The 19,079-nt window shown below is 66.8% G+C and carries 13 protein-coding genes and 1 pseudogene; 8 read left to right on the plus strand and 6 right to left on the minus strand.

Annotated elements, in window-relative coordinates; genetic code table 11:
• The 3 genes and pseudogenes from ACG97_RS17800 to ntrC all read left to right on the plus strand — a co-directional run.
• A pseudogene (locus ACG97_RS17800) lies at window positions 1–243 on the plus strand (DUF4124 domain-containing protein); the annotation flags it as partial.
• Between the two features lie 120 nt (window positions 244–363).
• Window positions 364–1,428 (plus strand): nitrogen regulation protein NR(II), encoded by a 1,065-nt coding sequence (glnL, locus tag ACG97_RS15860; RefSeq protein WP_082133840.1) that lies wholly within the window; start codon window positions 364–366, stop codon window positions 1,426–1,428.
• A 22-nt stretch (window positions 1,429–1,450) separates the two neighbouring features.
• Window positions 1,451–2,902, plus strand: coding sequence for a nitrogen regulation protein NR(I) (gene ntrC, locus ACG97_RS15865; RefSeq protein WP_047968355.1), 1,452 nt, complete (start codon window positions 1,451–1,453; stop codon window positions 2,900–2,902).
• A 71-nt stretch (window positions 2,903–2,973) separates the two neighbouring features.
• Here the strand turns inward: ntrC and ACG97_RS15870 are convergent, their stop codons facing one another.
• Complete coding sequence (locus ACG97_RS15870) at window positions 2,974–3,819, minus strand: universal stress protein (protein WP_162199019.1); 846 nt, start codon at window positions 3,817–3,819, stop codon at window positions 2,974–2,976.
• 218 nt (window positions 3,820–4,037) lie between these two features.
• Between ACG97_RS15870 and ACG97_RS15875 the strand changes: the two genes are divergently transcribed.
• On the plus strand, window positions 4,038–6,722 hold the full coding sequence (locus tag ACG97_RS15875) for an HAD-IC family P-type ATPase (protein WP_047968357.1): 2,685 nt from the start codon (window positions 4,038–4,040) through the stop codon (window positions 6,720–6,722).
• 58 nt (window positions 6,723–6,780) lie between these two features.
• Here ACG97_RS15875 and ACG97_RS15880 read toward each other — a convergent pair whose 3' ends face one another.
• Entirely contained in the window at window positions 6,781–7,707 is a 927-nt protein-coding gene (locus ACG97_RS15880) for a LysR family transcriptional regulator (RefSeq protein WP_047968358.1), read from the minus strand.
• 97 nt (window positions 7,708–7,804) lie between these two features.
• Here ACG97_RS15880 and metE point away from each other — a divergent pair, with 97 nt between their 5' ends.
• The gene (gene metE, locus ACG97_RS15885; RefSeq protein WP_047968359.1) at window positions 7,805–10,090 is read left to right on the plus strand and encodes a 5-methyltetrahydropteroyltriglutamate--homocysteine S-methyltransferase; all 2,286 of its coding nucleotides are present in this window, start codon (window positions 7,805–7,807) and stop codon (window positions 10,088–10,090) included.
• 13 nt (window positions 10,091–10,103) lie between these two features.
• On the opposite strand, the gene ACG97_RS15890 is transcribed toward metE, so the two are convergent.
• The 4 genes from ACG97_RS15890 to ACG97_RS15905 all read right to left on the minus strand — a co-directional run bounded on the left by ACG97_RS15890 (window position 10,104) and on the right by ACG97_RS15905 (window position 14,619).
• A complete protein-coding gene (locus ACG97_RS15890) occupies window positions 10,104–11,321 on the minus strand; it encodes a 6-phosphofructokinase (RefSeq protein WP_082133839.1) in 1,218 nt (405 codons plus the stop codon).
• A 144-nt stretch (window positions 11,322–11,465) separates the two neighbouring features.
• Window positions 11,466–13,433 (minus strand): DNA topoisomerase IV subunit B, encoded by a 1,968-nt coding sequence (gene parE / locus ACG97_RS15895; RefSeq protein WP_047968360.1) that lies wholly within the window; start codon window positions 13,431–13,433, stop codon window positions 11,466–11,468.
• Between the two features lie 19 nt (window positions 13,434–13,452).
• Window positions 13,453–14,031 (minus strand): DUF2238 domain-containing protein, encoded by a 579-nt coding sequence (locus tag ACG97_RS15900; protein WP_238377374.1) that lies wholly within the window; start codon window positions 14,029–14,031, stop codon window positions 13,453–13,455.
• A gap of 48 nt (window positions 14,032–14,079) precedes the next feature.
• Window positions 14,080–14,619 carry an RNA pyrophosphohydrolase gene (locus ACG97_RS15905; protein WP_047968362.1) on the minus strand — a complete coding sequence of 180 codons (540 nt, stop codon included), beginning with the start codon at window positions 14,617–14,619 and terminating at the stop codon, window positions 14,080–14,082.
• Between the two features lie 316 nt (window positions 14,620–14,935).
• Between ACG97_RS15905 and ACG97_RS15910 the strand changes: the two genes are divergently transcribed.
• The 3 genes from ACG97_RS15910 to pssA all read left to right on the plus strand — a co-directional run bounded on the left by ACG97_RS15910 (window position 14,936) and on the right by pssA (window position 18,885).
• Entirely contained in the window at window positions 14,936–16,228 is a 1,293-nt protein-coding gene (locus ACG97_RS15910) for a glutamine synthetase family protein (protein ID WP_047968363.1), read from the plus strand.
• A 131-nt stretch (window positions 16,229–16,359) separates the two neighbouring features.
• Window positions 16,360–17,457: a polyamine ABC transporter substrate-binding protein gene (locus tag ACG97_RS15915; protein WP_047968364.1), complete on the plus strand. Its 1,098-nt coding sequence runs from the start codon at window positions 16,360–16,362 to the stop codon at window positions 17,455–17,457.
• 87 nt (window positions 17,458–17,544) lie between these two features.
• On the plus strand, window positions 17,545–18,885 hold the full coding sequence (pssA, locus tag ACG97_RS15920; protein ID WP_047968365.1) for a CDP-diacylglycerol--serine O-phosphatidyltransferase: 1,341 nt from the start codon (window positions 17,545–17,547) through the stop codon (window positions 18,883–18,885).
• The last annotated feature ends 194 nt before the right edge of the window (window positions 18,886–19,079 follow it).

Consider the following 19,079-nt stretch of genomic DNA (forward strand, 5'->3'; position numbering starts at 1 on the left):
ATTCCGTCGGTCGACAGCGGCACCCAGCGCCAGCGCGACGCCGGCCGCCGCCGCATCCTGCAGACCGAGCTCGACAACGAGCAGCGCGCGCTGGGCGAGGCGCGGCAAAGCCTGCAGGACGCCGGCAAAAAAGCCGGCACCACGCCTGCCCAACTTCAGCGCCTGCGCGACGCGGTCACCGACCGCGAGCGCAATATTGCGGCGCTGAAGCAGGAGCTGGGCAACGCCGGCGACGGCAACTAGCACCAAAGCGACACGAACGCACCAAAACAGGGCAAACTATTCCGCATTGCGGTCGCCAGACCGCGCCCATCCGGGCTTGTTTCTTGCTAAAGCCAGTACAAGCAACGTGGAATGCCCACCATGACCTACCAAAACTATCCGCAGCAGTACGCCGGTCTGGAATTGCTGGAAACGCCGGTGATGATCGTCGAGCGCAACGGCCAGCTGCTGTTCGCCAACCCGGCCTGCGAAAGCCTGCTCAAGGTTGGCCGCAAGGAGCTGCAGAAGCACTCGCTGTACGCGCTGTTCCATGACGCGCGCGCGCTGAAGAACGCGGTGCAGATGGCGCTGGATCATGCCGGCAGCTATATCGAGCACGATCTGGAGCTGATGCCGGAAGGCGACATCCCGCTGCACATCGGCCTCACCGTCACCCCGATCGACAGCCCGCCGCGGCTGGCACTGGTCGAGTTGCGCCCGATCGACCAGCAGCTGCGCATCGCCAACGAGGAACGGCTGCTGCTGCAGCAACAGGCCAACCGCGAGCTGATCCGCAACCTGGCGCACGAGATCAAGAACCCGCTCGGCGGCATCCGCGGCGCGGCGCAGCTGCTGGAGCACGAGATCGCCGACCGCCCCGAGCTGCTGGAATACACCGGCGTGATTCGCGAGGAGGCACTGCGGCTGCAGCACCTGGTCGACCGCCTGCTGGCACCGCACCGCCGCCATATCGCCAGCGACGTCAACATCCACGAAGTGCTGGAGCGGGTGCGCAGCATCCTGCTGGCCGAGTACCCGCAGGGGCTGACGGTACGCCGCGACTACGACGTCAGCCTGCCGATGCTGGCCGCCGACAAGGAACAGCTGATCCAGGTGGTACTCAACATCGCCAAGAACGCGGTACAGGCGATGAAGGGCAACGGCGAGATCATCCTGCGCACCCGCGTCGCGCGCCAGGTCACCCTCGCCCGCAAGCGCCACAACCTGGCACTGAAATTGCAAGTCATCGACAACGGCCCCGGCATCCCCGACGACATCCGCGACCACGTGTTCTACCCGCTGGTCACCGGCCGCGCCGAGGGCACCGGCCTGGGCCTGACGCTGGCGCAGACCTTCGTACACCAGCACGGCGGCACCATCGAATTCGAATCCCGTCCGGGCAACACCTGCTTTACGGTACTGATGCCATTCGGCCCGGACCAATAAAACTACTTCAAGGCGAACAAGCATGACGCAAGCGGTCTGGATCATTGACGACGACAAGGCGATTCGCTGGGTACTGGAAAAATCGCTGGCGCGCAGCGGTATCGCCTACCAGAGCTTCTCCAGCGCGGACGACGCGCTCAACGCGCTGTACGACGCCACCCCCAGCGTGATCATCAGCGACATCCGCATGCCGGGCACCGACGGCCTGAAATTCCTCGGCAAGGTGAAGCAGGAGCATCCGGCACTGCCGGTGATCATCATGACCGCGCACTCCGATCTCGACTCGGCGGTGGCGGCGTTCCAGGGCGGCGCCTTCGAATACCTGCCCAAGCCGTTCGACGTCGACCAGGCGGTGGCGCTGATCGAGCGCGCGCTGGCGGAGAGCCGCAGCAGCGAGGCGGCCAGCGAAGACGCCGAGGCGATGCCGGCGCTGCTGGGCCAGGCACCGGCGATGCAGGACGTGTTCCGCGCCATCGGCCGCCTGTCGCAGTCCAGCGTCACGGTGCTGATCACCGGCGAATCCGGCACCGGCAAGGAGCGCGTCGCCGAGGCGCTGCACCGCCACTCGGTGCGCTCGGCCAAACCCTTCATCGCGCTCAACACCGCGGCCATTCCGAAGGATTTGCTGGAATCGGAGCTGTTCGGCCACGAGAAAGGCGCCTTCACCGGCGCGCTGGGCACCCGCCGCGGCCGCTTCGAGGAAGCGGAAGGCGGCACCCTGTTCCTCGACGAGATCGGCGACATGCCGACCGAGCTGCAGACGCGGCTGTTGCGCGTGCTGTCCGACGGCCACTTCTACCGTGTCGGCGGCCACACCCCGATCAAGGCCAATGTGCGCGTGATCGCCGCCACCCACCAGCACCTGGAAGAGCGCGTCAAGCTCGGCCAGTTCCGCGAGGACCTGTTCCACCGCCTCAACGTGATCCGCCTGCGCCTGCCGCCGCTACGCGAGCGCAGCGAGGACATCCCGCTGCTGGTGCGCCACTTCCTGGCGCGCAGTGCGGCCAACCTTGGCGTGGAGCCGAAGCGGCTGTCCGAGGCGGCGATGGCGCTGGTGCAGCACTACGCCTTCCCCGGCAACGTGCGCCAGCTGGAAAACCTGTGCCAGTGGATCACGGTGATGGCACCGGGGCAGTCGGTGGAGATGCAGGACCTGCCACCGGAATTCCGCCCCGAGCTGGTCGCCGGCAGCGGCGGCGCCATCGAGCTGCCGCTCGCCGCCGACGGCAGCGGCGTGCTGCCGACGCTTGCGGGCGACTGGACCATGCTGCTGGCGCGCGAGGTGGCACAAAGGTTGGCCGCCGGCGAAACCGGCATCATCGACGACCTCACCGCCCGCTTCGAGAGCACCTGCATCCGGAGCGGCCTCGCCCACACCGGCGGGCGCAAGGTGGAAGCGGCCAACCTGCTGGGCTGGGGCCGCAACACGCTGACGCGCAAGATTCAGGAACTGGGGCTGGAACACGGCGAATAAGCCATCTGCCTCACACCAGCCATGAAAAAAGCCACCGTTGACGGTGGCTTTTTCGTTGCCGCGGCGGCAGCTCAGTGGAACATCAGCAGCGGCACGTGGCAGTGCTTCATCAGCGTGCGGGTGGTGGAGCCGAACAGGCGCTCCTTCCAGCTGTTGTGGCCGAAGGCGCCCATAACCAGCAGCGCGGCACCGTGGCTGTCGGCGGCGGCGATCAGGATCTGCGAATTGGAACCGCGCGCGGTCAGCGCCACCGGCTCCGCCGGCAGACCATGACTGGCGAGATAGGCGGCGCCTTCGCAGGCCAGACGCTCGGCTTCCTGCGGATCGGTGTGGTTGGCGATCACCTTGCGCGGCAGGTCATGCGCGAGGCCGAGGAATACGAACTGCTGCAGCGCGCGGGCGGCGCACGGGCTGCCGTCGTAGGCCAGCACCACGCAACGCGGATGCTCGGGCAGCACGGTATCGGCCGAGAACAGCAGCATCGGCCGCGCCGGGTTCAGCAGGTAGTTTTCCAGCCAGCGGCTGTCGTGCGGGCGCTCGCTCTCGCCGAGGTGGCTGTCGGTGGACACCACCAGCAGGTCGTGCAGCGGCGCGTGCCGGACCAGCTCGTCTTCCGGGTGGCCGTCCTCGGCCAGCACGCTGGCCAGTGCCACATCCAGCTCGCCGGCCTGCGCGCGCATGTTGTCGAGCAGGGTGCGGGCATTGTCCAGCCAGCGCTGCTCCATGCTGGCGTCGCGCGCCACGCGATAGGCGAACGCCCCCGGCGGCATCGCCTCGCCTTCCAGCAGCGGGGCACCATCGATCAGCGCCAGCGCCGTCAGCGCGCACTGGTGCCGTTTGGCCAGCTGCAGCGCATAGTCACGCGCCAGCAGCGCGCTGTCGCCGCTATCCAGCACCAGCAGAATTTTCTTCATCATCACCGCGTTCCTCTTATTCGATACGCCGACCACGGCCGGCGTTAACATGCCATCAGCAAACAGCATGCCCAAGCGGGCAGATCATCGCATTGACGCCGCCGGCTGCGCAAAGTTTTGCGGCAATCTTTGCGATCCGTCAAAACATGTCCCAGCATGGAAACCATGCACCGGCCGCGCCACTCTACACTGCGTGCAGTTCACTCAAGGATAGCCCGCCCATGAAGCCTGCAACACCCGCCCCGCACTGGCATGCCGAAGACACCGCCCAGGTGATGCAGCACTGGCAAAGCAGCGACGACGGCCTCAGCCAGCACGCCGCGGCGGAGCGGCTGCAACGCTACGGCCGCAACAGCCTGCCGCAGCCAGCCGCGAAGAGCCTGTGGCTGCGCTTTGTGCTGCAATTCCACAACCTGCTGATCTACGTGCTGCTCGCTGCCGCGCTCGGCACCCTGCTGCTGGCCGACTACGTCGACAGCGCGGTGATCTTCGGCGTGGTGCTGATCAATGCCGTGATCGGCACCATCCAGGAAGGGCGCGCCGAGAGCGCGCTGGCGGCGATCCGCAACATGCTGGCGCTGCAGGCGACGGTGATCCGCGACGGCGAGCGCCACGATGTCGACGCCAGCACGCTGGTGCCCGGCGACATCGTGCTGCTGCAAAGCGGCGACAAGGTGCCGGCCGACCTGCGCCTGCTCGACGGTCGCTCGCTGCGCCTCGACGAGGCGGCGCTGACCGGTGAATCGCTGCCGGTGAGCAAGGATTTTGCCGCGCTGCCGGCGGCGACACCGCTGGCCGAGCGCCGCAACATGGCCTACGCCGGCACCCTGGTCAGCTACGGCCAGGCGCGCGGGCTGGTGATCGCCACCGGCCGCGACACCGAGCTGGGCCGCATCAACGCGATGCTCGACGAGGTCGGCGACAACGTCACGCCGCTGATGCGGCAGCTGGACCAGTTCGCGCGCTGGCTGACCGGCGCCACGCTGCTGGTGGCCAGCGTCACCCTGCTGCTGGGCGTGTACTGGCGCGGCCACAGCTGGCCGGACATGTTCATGGCCGGCGTCGGGCTGGCGGTGGCGGCGATTCCGGAAGGGCTGCCCGCCATCGTCACCATCACGCTGGCGATCGGCGTCGAGCGCATGGCCCGCCAGCGCGCCATCATGCGCAAGCTGCCGGCGGTGGAGACGCTGGGCGCGGTGACGGTGATCTGCTCCGACAAGACCGGCACCCTGACCTGCAACGAGATGACCGCCGGCCGCATCGTCACCCGCGACCGCCAGCTGCGCGTCAGCGGCGTCGGCTACGCGCCGGAAGGCGGCCTGTTCCACGACGACGCGCCGCTGCACTACGGCCAGCACGCCCCGCTCGACGCGCTGCTGCGCGCCGCGGCGCTGTGCAACGACGCCAGCCTGCAGCACGTCGCCGGCCAGTGGCAACTCAGCGGCGACCCCACCGAAGGTGCACTGCTGACGCTGGCGCACAAGGCGCAGCTGCCGCTGGCCAGCCTGCAGCACAGCCTGCCGCGGCAGGACGCGATCCCATTCGAATCGGAACACCGCTTCATGGCCACCCTGCACCACGACCACGACGGCCACCGCCTGATCCTGCTCAAGGGCGCGCCGGAGGTGCTGCTGGCGCGCGCCAGCCACCAGCAGCTGGAACACGGCATTGCCGGGCTGGAGCTGGCGTTCTGGCAGCAGCAGGCGCAACAGCTGGCCGGTGACGGCTACCGCGTGCTGGCCATCGCCGAACGGCGCCAGGCGCACTGCAGCAGCGAGCTGGATTTTGCCGACACCGAGGACCAGCTGCTGCTGCTCGGCCTGGTCGGCATGATCGACCCGCCGCGCGAGGAGGCCGCGCGCGCGGTGGCGCTGTGCCAGAGCGCCGGCATCCGCATCAAGATGATCACCGGCGACCACGCCGGCACCGCCGCCGCCATCGGCGGCCGTCTCGGCATCGGCGACGGCCTGCGCGCACTGAGCGGCAGCGACATCGACGCGCTGGACGACGCGGCGCTGGCGCTGGCGGTGCGCGACATCGACGTGTTCGCCCGCGCCAGCCCGGAACACAAGCTGCGCCTGATCGCCGCGCTGAAGCACAACGGCGAGGTGGTGGCGATGACCGGCGACGGCGTCAACGACGCCCCGGCGCTGAAACAGGCCGACGTCGGCGTCGCCATGGGTGGCAAGGGCACCGAGGCGGCCAAGGAGGCAGCGGAGATGGTGATCACCGACGACAATTTCGCCACGCTGGCGCTGGCGGTGCGCGAGGGCCGCACCGTATACGACAACCTGAAAAAGGCGATCCTGTTCATCCTGCCCACCAACGTCGGCCAGGCCGCCATCATCATTGCCGCCATCCTGTTCGGCGTGGCGCTGCCGATCAGCCCGGTGCAGATCCTGTGGGTGAACATGGTGTCGGCGGTGACGCTGGCGCTGGCCTTCGCCTTCGAGCCGACCGAGCACGGCGTGATGCGGCGCCCGCCTCGGCCGCCGCAGGCCGGGCTGATCGACGCGCTGTTCGTGTGGCGGCTGGCCTTTGTCGGCGCGCTGATGGTGGCGCTGCCGTTCGCGCTGTACCTGTGGGCGCTGGACGGCGGCCACTCGCAGGCGCTGGCCAGCACGCTGGCGGTGAACAGCATGGTGGCGATCGAGATCGCCTACCTGTTCAACAGCCGTCACCAGCACAGCAGCGCGCTGACGCTGCGCGTGCTGGGCGGCAACCGCATCGCGCTGTGGTGCGTGGCCATCCTGCTGCTGCTGCAGCTGGCGTTCAGCTACGTGCCGTGGCTGCACACCCTGTTCGGCACCGCCTCGCCGGCGCTTATGCACTGGGGGCTGATCGCGGCCAGCGGCGTGCTCGCCTTCCTGCTGATCGAGGCGGAAAAGGCGCTGCTGCGGCGTTAACGAGCTAACGCCTTGCGGCCAACCTTGCGCGACTGGCGCAAGGTTGGCCGCAGTCATGTCAATCCAGCACACTCAGCCCCGGCAAGGTGGCGAAGCTCTGCTCGCGCACCGTGGCGAGGAAGTCGTGCATATAGGCCAGGTTGGCGTCGTCGCTGCGCAGCGCGGCGTACAGCTCGCTGTGCAGGCCGGCCTCGCCGATGCGCGCGGCGCTGACGTAGCCGCGCTCCAGATACGGCTTCACCGCCCAGAACGGCAGCGCCGCCACACCGCGGCGGCTGGCCACCAGCTGGATGATGGCGATGGTCAGCTCCGAGGTGCGCCGCGCCGGGTTGATGCCGGCCGGCTTCAGCACCTTGCGCACCAGGTCCAGCATCGCGTCCGGCACCGGGTAGCTGATCAGCGTCTCGGCGGCAAAATCTTCGGCGTGCCACACCTTCTTTGCCGCCAGCGGGTGATCGTGGGCGGCGATGGCCACCATCTCGTAACCGAACAGTGGCTGGTGCGCGACGCCGGGATGCGCCTCGGCCTCCGACACGATCGCCAGATCGGCTCGCCCGGTCAGCAGCAGGCCCACCGGGTCGGTATGAAAGCCGGAGACGATGTCCAGCTCCACCGCCGGCCAGTGCTGGCGGAAGCTGTCCATCGCCGGCATCAGCCAGTCGAAGCAGGTATGGCACTCCACCGCGATGCGCAACTCGCCGGCCTCGCCCTCGCGCAGCCGCGCCAGATCGCGCTCGGCGGCGCTGATGCGGGCGTGCACCTCGCGCGCCAGCAGCAGCAGGCGCTCGCCGGCCGGCGTCAGCCGCAGCGGCTGCGTCTTGCGCTCGAACAGGCTGAGGCCGTAGTGCTCCTCCAGCGCCTTGATCTGGTGCGACAGCGCCGATTGCGTCAGGAACACCCGTTTCGCCGCCTGCGACACGCTGCCGGTGTCGGCCAGCGCCAGCAGCGTCTTCAGGTGGCGTAGTTCCAGCAGGCTCTGGCTCATGAATCAGCCTCATGTGAAGTAGCAAAATAATGAATTTGTCTCATGTCGATGATTATCGCATGATCAATGCACAAATTTCATACAGAAAGACATCAACATGAGCACTATTCATCTTTCCGGCTTCCCCCGCATCGGCGCCAAGCGCGAACTGAAATTCCTGGTCGAGAAGTTCTGGAAAAACGAAATCGACGACGCCGCGCTGCAGGCCGGCGCGCGCGAGCTGCGCCAGAAGCACTGGCTGCTGCAAAAAGGCGCCGGCCTCGACATCAGCCCGGTCGGCGACTTCTCGCTGTACGACCACGTGCTCGACGCACAGGTACTGGTCGGCGCCATCCCTCGCCGCTTCGGCTTCGATGCGGCCAAGCTGTCCAGCGCGCAGTATTTCCAGCTGGCACGCGGCAACAGCAGCCAGCACGCCATCGAGATGACCAAGTGGTTCGACAGCAACTACCACTACCTGGTCCCGGAGTGGCACGCCGACACCGCCTTTGCGGCCAACCCGGCGCCGCTGTTGGCACAGATCGCCGAGGCGCAGGCGCTGGGCATCAAGAGCAAGCCGGTGCTGATCGGGCCGCTGACGCTGCTGTGGCTGGGCAAGTGCAAGGGCGCCGCCTTCGACCGCCTGACACTGCTGCCGGCGCTGCTGCAAACCTATCAGGACCTGCTCGCGGCCCTCAATGCCGCAAAAGTAGACTGGGTGCAGCTGGACGAACCGATCCTGGCGCTGGACCTGCCGGCCGAGTGGCTGGCGGCGTTCGCCCCCGCCTACGCCGAGCTGGCGGCCAGCCCGCTGCAACTGCTGCTGGCCACCTACTTCGGCAGCGTGGCGGAGCACGCCGAACTGCTGAAGGCGCTGCCGGTGGCCGGCCTGCACCTGGATCTGGTGCGCGCGCCGCAACAGGCGGCGGCATTTGTACAAGGTTGGCCGCAAGACAAGATCCTGTCCGCCGGTGTCATCGACGGCCGCAACATCTGGCGTGCCGACCTCGACGCGGTGCTGCAGCAGGCCGAAGCCTTGCACGCGCAGCTGGGCGAACGGCTGTGGCTGGCGCCGAGCTGCTCGCTGCTGCACAGCCCGTTCGATCTGGCGCAGGAAATCAAGCTGGACGTGGATCTCAAGAGCTGGCTCGCGTTCGCGGTGCAGAAGCTGAACGAACTGAAGCTGCTCAAGCGCGGCCTGCAACAGGGGCGCGCCAGCATCGAGAACGAGCTGGCGGCCAGCAACTACGCCCGCGAGCAGCGCCGCAGCAGCCCGCGCATCCACCGCGCCGAGGTGGCACAAAGGTTGGCCGCACTGCCGGCCGGCAGCGACCGCCGCGCCAGCCCGTTCGCGCAGCGCGCGCCGTTGCAGCACGCCTGGCTCAAGCTGCCGCTGCTGCCGACCACCACCATCGGCTCCTTCCCGCAGACCGCCGAAATCCGCGCCGCGCGCGCCGCGTTCAAGCGTGGCGAACTCGATGCCGCCAGCTACGAAGCGGCGATGAAGGCGGAGATCGAACTGGTGATCCGCAAGCAGGAGCAGCTCGACATCGACGTGCTGGTGCACGGCGAGGCGGAGCGCAACGACATGGTGGAGTACTTCGGCGAGCAGCTGGCCGGCTTCGCCTTCACCGAATACGGCTGGGTGCAGAGCTACGGCAGCCGCTGCGTGAAGCCGCCCGTCATCTACGGCGACGTGGCGCGACCAACGCCGATGACGGTGCGCTGGGCGGTGTACGCGCAGAGCCTGTCGCCGCGCCCGGTGAAGGGCATGCTCACCGGCCCGGTCACCATCCTGCAGTGGAGCTTCGTGCGCAACGACCTGCCGCGCAGCGCGGTGTGCCGCCAGATCGCGCTGGCGATCAACGACGAGGTGCTGGATCTGGAAAACGCCGGCATCAAGGTGATCCAGATCGACGAGCCGGCGGTGCGTGAAGGCCTGCCGCTGCAGCGCGGCGACTGGGATGCGTATCTCGCCTGGGCCGGCGAAGCGTTCCGTCTGTCCTGCGCCGGCGTCGACGACAGCACCCAGATCCACACCCACATGTGCTACTCGGAATTCGGCGACATCCTGTCGGCGATCGCCGCGCTCGACGCCGACGTGATCACCATCGAAACCTCGCGCTCGGACATGGAATTGCTGCGCGACTTCGGCAGCTTCCAGTACCCGAACGAGATCGGGCCGGGCGTATACGACATCCACAGCCCGCGCATCCCGACCGAGGCCGAGCTGGACAAGCTGCTGGCCAAGGCGCTGCAGGTGATCCCGGCCGAACGGCTGTGGGTGAACCCAGACTGCGGCCTGAAGACACGTGGCTGGCCGGAAACCGAAGCCGCGCTGCAGGCGATGGTGAACGTCACCAAGCGCCTGCGCGCGAGGCTGAACGCCACCGCGCAGGCCTAAGCACCGCGCAACATCAGGGCAGCAGCGGCGGCCACGCCGGACAGCGCAAGTCCGGCAGGCCGTCGACAAAGGCCAGCGCTTGTTCACCCTGCAGCAGCGGCCGCAAATAGGCGACAAACGCCGGCGTCACCGCCAGCCCGTCGGCGGCGATGAAGTCCGCCGGCAGCGCGCGTTCGCGGTTGGCGACCGCCGCCAGCGGCAGCGGCGACACTTGCCAGTCGGTGCCGCTGGCGCCCTGCTGCCGCTGCAAGCCCAGCATCACCCCGCCCTGCCCGGCCAGCGCCGTCGTCACCGCCTGTTGTCCCAGCCGGTAAGCCTGCTGCGCGTCCACCGCCGATACCAGATGCCGCGCCGCGCGCTGCAGGCAGTCCACCAGCGCCACGTGCGCCTTCACCCCCAGCTGCTGTTGCAGCCGTTGCGCCAGCCACATGCCGGCACCGCCGAGGTGCTCGTGGCCGTACACCGCATCGGCGTGCAGTTGCGCCACGAAACGGCCGTCGGCATGGCGCAGCCCTTCCGACACCGCGATCACGCAGCAGCCACTGGCCGCCAGCCGCTGTCGCACCGCCGCCAGCAGCCGTGCCTCGTCAAACGCCACCTCCGGCAGCAGCAACAGCGGCCCCGCCTCGCCCGGCAAGGCCGCCAGCGCGCAGGCCGCGGTCAGCCAGCCGACGTGACGACCCATGGTCTCCATGATGAACACCCGCTGCTGCGCCATGCTGCGCACGTCCAGCGTCACCTCGCGCAGGCTGCTGGCCAGATACTTCGCCGCCGACGGATAGCCGGGGCTGAAATCGGTGCCTTCCAGATCGTTGTCGATGGTCTTCGGGATGCCGACCACCTGCAGCGGCAGCGCGAAACGCTCGCCCAGCTGCTGCAACCGCCGTGCCGTCTCCATAGAGCCGTTGCCGCCGTTGAGCAGCACCTGGCCGATGTCGAAGCGATGCAGCACCTCGGCCAGTTGCTGCCAGCCGGCGGCATCGTCCGCGAACGGCGCCAGGATGTCGCGGCTGCTGCCGAACGCGGCGCCCGGCAGGCTGCCGAGGCGGGCGATATCGGCGGCGCTGGCGGCGTCCAGATCCAGCAGCCGCCCGGCACGCAGCCCGGCGAGGCCGTCGGCGGCGGCACACACCGCCACGCCCTGCGCGCGCGCGGCTTCGATCACGCCTTGGGCGGAGCGGTTGAGCACGGCGGTGGGGCCGCCGGACTGCAGGTAAAGCAGACGGGACATGATGCTTCTCGTGGGTGGCTATAGCCGAATTGTAGCCAGCCCCGCCGCCGCTAGCACCAAGCCGTCGCCACACAAGGTTGGCCGCAACAAAAAGGCCGCAAGCCCGGACGGGGTTGCGGCCAACCTTGGCGATGTACTACCGGCTCAGATGTCGGCTTCGACCTCGTTGCCCTTGGCTTCCATCCAGCTGCGGCGGCTGGAGGCCTCGCCCTTGCCCATCAGCATCACGAACATGTCGCGCGTTTCGGCAAAGGCACCGGCGCGCACCCGCACTCGCGACAGGCGGCGGGTATCCGGGTTCATGGTGGTGTCCTTGAGCTGCTCCGGGTTCATTTCGCCCAGACCCTTGAAGCGCGAGATGCTCCACGCGTTTTCCTTCACCCCCTCGCTGCGCAGGCGGTCGAGGATGGCGGTCATCTCGCCTTCGTCCAGCGCGTACAGCTTGCGCGGCGGACGGTTCTTGCCCTGACCCGGCACGTCGACGCGGAACAGCGGCGGCTGGGCGATGTAGATGTTGCCGTTGTCGATCAGGCGCGGGAAGTGGCGGAAGAACAGCGTCAGCAGCAGCACCTGGATGTGCGAGCCGTCGACGTCGGCGTCGGACAGGATGGCGATCTTGCCGTAGCGCAGGCCGGACAGGTCCGGCGTGTCGTCGACGCCGTGCGGATCGACGCCGATGGCCACCGCCATGTCGTGGATCTCGGCGTTGGAGAACAGCTGGTCACGGTCGGTCTCCCAGCTGTTGAGCACCTTGCCGCGCAGCGGCAGGATGGCCTGGTATTCCTTGTCGCGCGCCAGCTTGGCCGAGCCGCCGGCGGAGTCGCCCTCCACCAGGAACAGCTCGTTGCGCTCGATGTCCTCGCTCTCGCAGTCGGTGAGCTTGCCCGGCAGCACCGCCACGCCGGAGCCTTTTTTCTTTTCCACCTTCTTCACGGATTTGAGGCGGCTCTGCGCCTGGCGGATGGCCAGCTCGGCGATCTTCTTGCCGGCTTCCACGTGCTGGTTCAGCCACAGTTCCACCGGATCGCGGGCGAGGCCGGAGATCAGCTTCAGCGCGTCGCGGCTGGTGAGCTTGTCCTTGGTCTGGCCCTGGAACTGCGGATCGAGCACCCGCGCCGACAGCACGAAACGCACGCGGCTCCACACGTCCTCGGCCATGATTTTCACGCCGCGCGGCAGCAGGTTGTGGTGGTCGATGAAGCTCTTCACCGCCTCGAACACGCCGGCGCGCAGGCCGGCCTCGTGGGTGCCGCCGGACGGGGTCGGGATCAGGTTGACGTAGCTCTCGCCGCTGGCGCCGTCCTCGAACCACGCCATCGCCCATTGCACGCCCTCGCCGCGGGCGAACTGCTCGTGCTCGTCACCGATGAAGGCCTCGCTGGCGAACAGCGGCGCCACCGGCTCGTCGCCGTTGCACAGCTCGGCGAGGTAGCTTTTCAGCCCTTCCGGGTATTGCCACACCTTGACCTCGTCGCCACCCGGGCGCTCCACCGTCAGCGTCACCGCCACGCCGGGCAGCAGCACCGCCTTGGCGCGCAGCAGGCGCTCCAGCTCCGCCAGCGAGTAGCGCGGCGTTTCGAAATACTTGCCGTCCGGCCACACCCGCACGCGGGTGCCGCTGGTGCGCGGGCCGCAGTCGCCGACGCGCGCCAGCGGCTCGATCACGTCGCCGCCGGCAAACACCAGGCGGTGCACACCGCCCTCGCGCTTGACCTCGACTTCCAGCCGCGTCGACAGCGCGTTGGTCACCGACACGCCGACGCCGTGCAGACCACCGGAGAAGGCGTAGGCGCCGCCGTCCTTCTTGTTGAACTTGCCGCCGGCGTGCAGGCGGGTGAACACCAGTTCCACCACCGGTACGCCTTCCTGCGGATGCAGGCCGACCGGGATGCCGCGGCCGTCGTCTTCCACGCTCAGCGAGCCGTCCTGGTGCACGGTGACCGCGATCTTGCGCGCAAAGCCGCCCAGCGCCTCGTCAGCGGCGTTGTCGATCACTTCCTGGCAGATATGGGTGGGGTCGGTGGTACGGGTGTACATGCCGGGTCGTTCTTTGACCGGCTCCAGCCCCTTGAGTACCCGGACCGAGGATTCGTCGTAATTCTGTTGTGTCATGGCTTGTCTATTCAGAGATTCAGTAGCGCGCCGCGCGCAACGCGGCCAGCTGCCGGTTGTGGGTCGGCGTCAGAATGAGTTGCGCCAGCACGGCGCCGCACAGGGCCAGGAACATGTCCCACTGCGTATCCCACGGGTCGCCCTGGGTGGCGAGAAAGGCATCGGCACCGGCGCCCAGCGCCAGCGCCGCCCACCATTCGATCAGCTCGTACAGCGCGGAGAAGGCCAGGCAGAAGCAGGTGGCGAGAAAGACCAGCCAGCCGCCACGCAATGGCGTCTTGCGGCTGAGCACCTCGCGCGCCAGCAGCGCCGGGAAGAAGCCCTGCGCGATATGGCCGATGCGGTCGTAGTGGTTGCGGCTGAAGTCGAAGGCATCCTGCAGCCAGAAGCCGAGCGGGGTTTCGGCATAGGTGTAGTGCGCGCCGACCAGCAGCACCACCGCGTGCAGCGCCATCGCCCATGCGGCCAACCTTGTCCACGGAAAACGCTGCCACAGCAGCCAGACCAGCGGCAGGCCCAGCACCGCCGGCAGCGCCTCCATCCACCACACCGCGACGTCGGCCGGCTGCCATGCCGACCAGGCAGCAACAACGGCCACGCCTGCAAATGCAGTGCGTGGCCGCGAAGGCATCGGATTTCTCAAGGATTAGCTCCCGTCCGGTTGCCGGTGCCGGCTGCCGGCCACCCGCCCCAGATATTCGCCACGGCTTTCCACGCCCTTGATGAAGCGCATCAGCTCGGTGAGCGCGCGCTCGTACACGTCGCGCTTGAATTCGATCACATTGTCGATCGGTTCCCAGTAGTCGCTCCAGCGCCAGCCGTCGAACTCCGGATGGTTGGTGGCGCGCAGGCACACGTCGCAATCGCGGCCGGTGAGCCGCAACAGGAACCAGATCTGCTTCTGGCCGCGATAGCTGCCGCGCCACTCGCGGCGTACCCAGTTGGTGGGCACGTCGTAGCGCAGCCAGTCACGGGTACGCCCCAGAATCTTGACGTGCTGCGGCAACAGGCCGACTTCTTCTTCCAGTTCGCGATACATGGCGGCTTCCGGGCTTTCACCCGGCTTGATGCCGCCCTGTGGAAACTGCCACGAATGCTCGCGCACGCGCTTGCCCCAGAACACCTCGTTATGATGATTGACGAGGATGATTCCGACATTGGGGCGGTATCCGTCCCGGTCCAGCATGACAAAACCTGCAATATCGTTAGTTGACCGGATTTTTGCACATTTTGCCGGTAGCCGCCATGAGCAAGGTGTGGCGCCAGCGCTCACCACCAGCGACCATCGTTAAATAAAATTGACGTTTTTGCGATTTTTGGGTTAAAAAAATAGACACACGACCCGCCACCCGGAGTCCACGATGCCCTATTGCTGCACCACGCCCGTTGCCGCCCGCCAGATCCGGCTGCCGCTGGGCGTCTTTGAGCAGCCGCTCAGTACCTACGGCCGCCCGCGCTGAATTGTCCGCCTCCCGACAACTCACGCAGCAAAGGTATCTGACATGTCCGATCTGCAGCAATGGCTGAGCGCCCAGCGCATCAGCCACATCGAATGCCTGTTTCCCGATCTCAACGGCCAGGCGCGCGGCAAACTCATTCCCTGCCACAGTTATCTCGACAGCGCCGAACAGCGCTTCCCGCAAGTCAGCCTGATCCAGACCCTGGACGGCGACCCGCAACAGCAACTGGTCGCCGACAGCGACCCCGACATGCGCCTGCGCGCCGACCCGCGCACCCTGTGCCTGAAGCCGGACAGTGGCAACGGCCAGCGCATCGCGCAGCTGATCCACGACTGCCTCGACGCCGATGGCGAGCCGATCCCGTTCGCGCCGCGCAACGTACTGCAGCGCGTGCTGGCCGCCTACCGGCAGCAAGGCTGGCAACCGGTGGTCGCACCCGAGATCGAGTTCTACCTGCTTGCCGCCGACGGCCAGCCAGTCAACCCTACGCGCCAGCCGTACAGCGTGGATCAGGCGCCGGCCCACGCCGCCTTCTTTGCCGAGCTGGAGCAGCTGTGCGCACAGCAGCACATCGCCAGCGACACCATGCTCGGCGAGGTCGGCAATGGCCAGTTCGAGCTCAACCTGCAACACGGCGACGCGCTGGCACTGGCCGACCAGGTGTTCCTGTTCAAGCGCAGCGCCAAAACGTTGGCCGCACGCCACGGCCTGCTGGCCACCTTCATGGCCAAGCCGTTTGCCGACGATGCCGGCAGTGCGATGCACATCCACCAGAGCCTGATCGATGCCCACGGCCACAACCTGTTCAGCCTGCCGGACGGCAGCGCCGCGCCGCGCTTCGGGCATTACCTGGGCGGCCTGCAGCGCTACCTGCCGGCGGCGATGCTGCTGCTGGCGGCCAACCCCAACGCCTACCGTAGGCTGAGCCCGCACAGCGCGGCGCCGATCAATGTCGAGTGGGGCATCGACAACCGCAGCTGCGGCCTGCGCGTGCCGGACAGTACCCCGGCGGCGCGACGCGTGGAAAACCGCCTGCCCGGCATGGACTGCAATCCCTACCTCGCCATGGCCGCCACGCTGGCCTGCGGCTTGCTTGGCATGGAGCAGGCCATTGCACCCAGCGCGCCGCTGTCCGGCAGTGCCTACGGCATGGCGGCCACCTTGCCCACCAGCCTGCCGCAGGCGATCGCTGCCCTGCGCGACGAAGCGGCGCTGCACCCGCTGCTGCATCCGCAGTTCGTGGCCAGCTTTTGTGCACTGAAAGAGGTTGAATGGCAGACATTCGCGCGTACCATTACACCATGGGAACGCCAGCAGTTACTGCAGCAGGCCTGAGCCGGCAGCCGCATGTCGCGGCTTGCCTGCCGGCCGGCGGCGGGGGTTTAATAAGCACTGGTTTTAAGTAGCGTTTTGCAGTCAAAATAACGTGTTCGATTACCTGAACCGCATCGCCAGGAGAAACTTGAATGAAACGATTTGCCCGCACCCTGCTTCTGGGCACCATCAGCGCCGCCTACGCCGGTAGCGCCGTCGCTGCCAGCAACGAACTGAACATCTACAACTGGTCGGATTACATCGCAGAAAGCACCATCCCCGGCTTCCAGAAGGCAACCGGCGTCAAGGTCCGTTACGACGTCTACGACAGTAACGAGATCCTGCAGGCCAAGATGCTGACCGGCAAATCCGGCTACGACATCGTCGTGCCGTCCAACACCTTCCTTGCCAAGCAGATCCAGGCCAACCTGTACCTGCCGCTGGACAAGAGCAAGCTGCCGAACTACAAGGACCTGGACCCGGAGCTGATGAAGCTGATGACCAAGTTCGATCCGGGCAACAAGTTCGCGGTACCGTACTTCTGGGGCATCAACACCATCGGCATCAACACCGACCGCGCCACCAAGGCACTGGGCGGCAAGCTGCCGGCCAACCAGTGGGACATGCTGTTCAAGCCTGAATACGCGGCCAAGCTGAAAAGCTGCGGCGTGAGCATGCTCGACTCCCCGGCGGAAGTGTTCCCGATCGTGCTGCACTACATGGGCAAGGACCCGGCCAGCAAGAGCGAAGCCGACTACCGCGCCGCAGCCGATTTGCTGAAAAGCATCCGTCCGCACGTGACCCGCTTCTCCTCCTCCGGCTACATCAATGAACTGTCCGGCGGCTCGCTGTGCCTGGTGCTGGGCTACGGCGGCGACATCAACATCGCCCGTACCCGCGCGATGGAAGTGAAGAGCGGCGTCAAGGTGCAGGCACTGGTGCCGAAAGAAGGCGTCGGCATCTGGATCGACAGCATGGTGATCCCGAAGGACGCCAAGAACGCCGACAATGCCTACAAGTTCATCAACTACAGCCTGGACGCCAAGGTGGCTGCGGCCAACGCCAATGCCGTGACCTACGCGCCGGGCAGCCTGCCGGCACGCAAGTTCATCGACAAGGCCAACCTGGCCAACCCGTCGATCTTCCCGAGCAAGGAAGTGATGGCCAAGAGCTTCGTGATGCTGCCGATGGATCCGAAAATCCAACGCCTGACCACCCGCCTGTGGCAGGAATTCAAGACCCGCAAATAAGCGCCACGCAAGCAAAAAGGCCGGAACATTCCGGCCTTTTTTCATTCACAATGGCAACAGCAACCTTCACGGACTTCACTCGCCAGCATGCCGCTTTTTTCATCCCGCCGTCCGGCACCCGCCGGCAACGGCTTTGCCGTTGATGCGGCCAACATCCATGTGCTGCACGACGCCAAGAGCTTTCATCAGCAACTGCTGCTGCAGATTGCGCAGGCACAGCAGCGTATCCACCTGTGCAGCCTGTACCTGCAGCACGACGAAGGCGGCGAGTCGATCCTGCTGGCACTGCATCAGGCCAAGCAGCAACGGCCGCAGCTGGACATCCGGGTGTTTGTCGATTTTCACCGCGCGCGGCGCGGCCTGATCGGCGCCGGCAAGCAAGCCGGCAATGCGCAGTGGTACCAAGAGCTCAGCGCACGTTTCGGCCGTGAGCAGGTGCCCATCTACGGCGTGCCGGTACAGACGCGGGAGCTGTTCGGCGTGCTGCACCTGAAGGGCTTCGTGATCGACGACTGGCTGATTTACAGCGGCGCCAGCCTCAACAATGTCTACCTGCATGTCGGTGAGCGCTACCGCTTCGACCGTTACCACCTGATCCGGGACCGCAAGCTGGCCGACAGCTTTTCGCACTACCTGTGCCAGCAGCTGCTGCCCTCCCCCAGTGTGCAACGCCTGGATGTCGCCGGCCTGCCGCGCCCCGGCAAGGACGACATCAAGTCGTTGCGGCAACGACTGGCCGGCTACGACTACCTGCCGGCGCCGACAACCGCCGAGCGCGGCCGCATCAGCATCACGCCGCTGAGCGGCGTCGGCAAGGACAACCATTTCAACCAGCGTATCGAACAGCTGCTGGGCAGCGCCCAGCAGCGCATCACCCTGTGCACGCCCTACTTCAATCCGCCGAAAAGCATCCTGCGCATCCTGCAAAAACAGATCAGGAACGGACTGCAGGTCGAGATCATCGTCGGCGACAAGACCGCCAACGACTTCTACATCCCGCCCAGCGAGCCATTCCGCGTCATTTCGGCGCTACCTTACCTGTACGAGAGCAATCTGCGCCGCTTTGCCAAACGCAACCAGAGCGCGATCGCGCAGGGCAAGCTGCAGCTGCGCCTGTGGCAGCACGAGCACAACAGCTACCACCTGAAGGGCATTTGGGTCGACCAGGCCTGGCAGCTGGTCACCGGCAACAACCTCAACCCGCGCGCCTTCCGTCTCGACCTCGAGAACGGCCTGCTGCTGCATGACCCCGCCGGCCAGCTACGGCAGCAAACCGCCGCCGAGCTCGACAACATCCGCCATCACACCAGGCTACTGCAACACTATCGCCAGCTGGAAACGCTGCGCGACTATCCAGCCGCAGTCAAAACCCTGCTCGGCCGCCTCAAACGCATCCACCTCGACCGCCTGCTCAACCGGCTGCTGTAACGGTTTGGACGGGTTGTTGCGATATCTTCCGTAGCAGGATAGCGCACTGCTGAGCAATGCCCTTGGCAGACGAGCTGTTCAAGCAATGAAGGAGCAGCTCAGGCGAGTTCCTCCTTGGCACAAGGGGACCATAGCGAGGGGCGTTGCTGTCAGTTAAAGCGCGTCACGGTGAATGGCAATCGGATAGAAGCTGT

Origin of the sequence: Vogesella sp. EB, from assembly GCF_001037925.1 — a bacterium.
GTDB lineage: Bacteria > Pseudomonadota > Gammaproteobacteria > Burkholderiales > Chromobacteriaceae > Vogesella > Vogesella indigofera.

Coding starts and splice junctions, on each gene's coding strand:
- ACG97_RS15915 (WP_047968364.1), top strand. CDS start 16,360: ATGAAACGATTTGCCCGCACCCTGCTTCTGGGCACCATCAGCGCCGCC.
- ACG97_RS15890 (WP_082133839.1), bottom strand. CDS start 11,321: ATGTCCCGTCTGCTTTACCTGCAGTCCGGCGGCCCCACCGCCGTGCTC.
- ACG97_RS15905 (WP_047968362.1), bottom strand. CDS start 14,619: ATGCTGGACCGGGACGGATACCGCCCCAATGTCGGAATCATCCTCGTC.
- parE (WP_047968360.1), bottom strand. CDS start 13,433: ATGACACAACAGAATTACGACGAATCCTCGGTCCGGGTACTCAAGGGG.
- glnL (WP_082133840.1), top strand. CDS start 364: ATGACCTACCAAAACTATCCGCAGCAGTACGCCGGTCTGGAATTGCTG.
- ntrC (WP_047968355.1), top strand. CDS start 1,451: ATGACGCAAGCGGTCTGGATCATTGACGACGACAAGGCGATTCGCTGG.
- ACG97_RS15870 (WP_162199019.1), bottom strand. CDS start 3,819: ATGATGAAGAAAATTCTGCTGGTGCTGGATAGCGGCGACAGCGCGCTG.
- pssA (WP_047968365.1), top strand. CDS start 17,545: ATGCCGCTTTTTTCATCCCGCCGTCCGGCACCCGCCGGCAACGGCTTT.
- metE (WP_047968359.1), top strand. CDS start 7,805: ATGAGCACTATTCATCTTTCCGGCTTCCCCCGCATCGGCGCCAAGCGC.
- ACG97_RS15910 (WP_047968363.1), top strand. CDS start 14,936: ATGTCCGATCTGCAGCAATGGCTGAGCGCCCAGCGCATCAGCCACATC.
- ACG97_RS15875 (WP_047968357.1), top strand. CDS start 4,038: ATGAAGCCTGCAACACCCGCCCCGCACTGGCATGCCGAAGACACCGCC.
- ACG97_RS15880 (WP_047968358.1), bottom strand. CDS start 7,707: ATGAGCCAGAGCCTGCTGGAACTACGCCACCTGAAGACGCTGCTGGCG.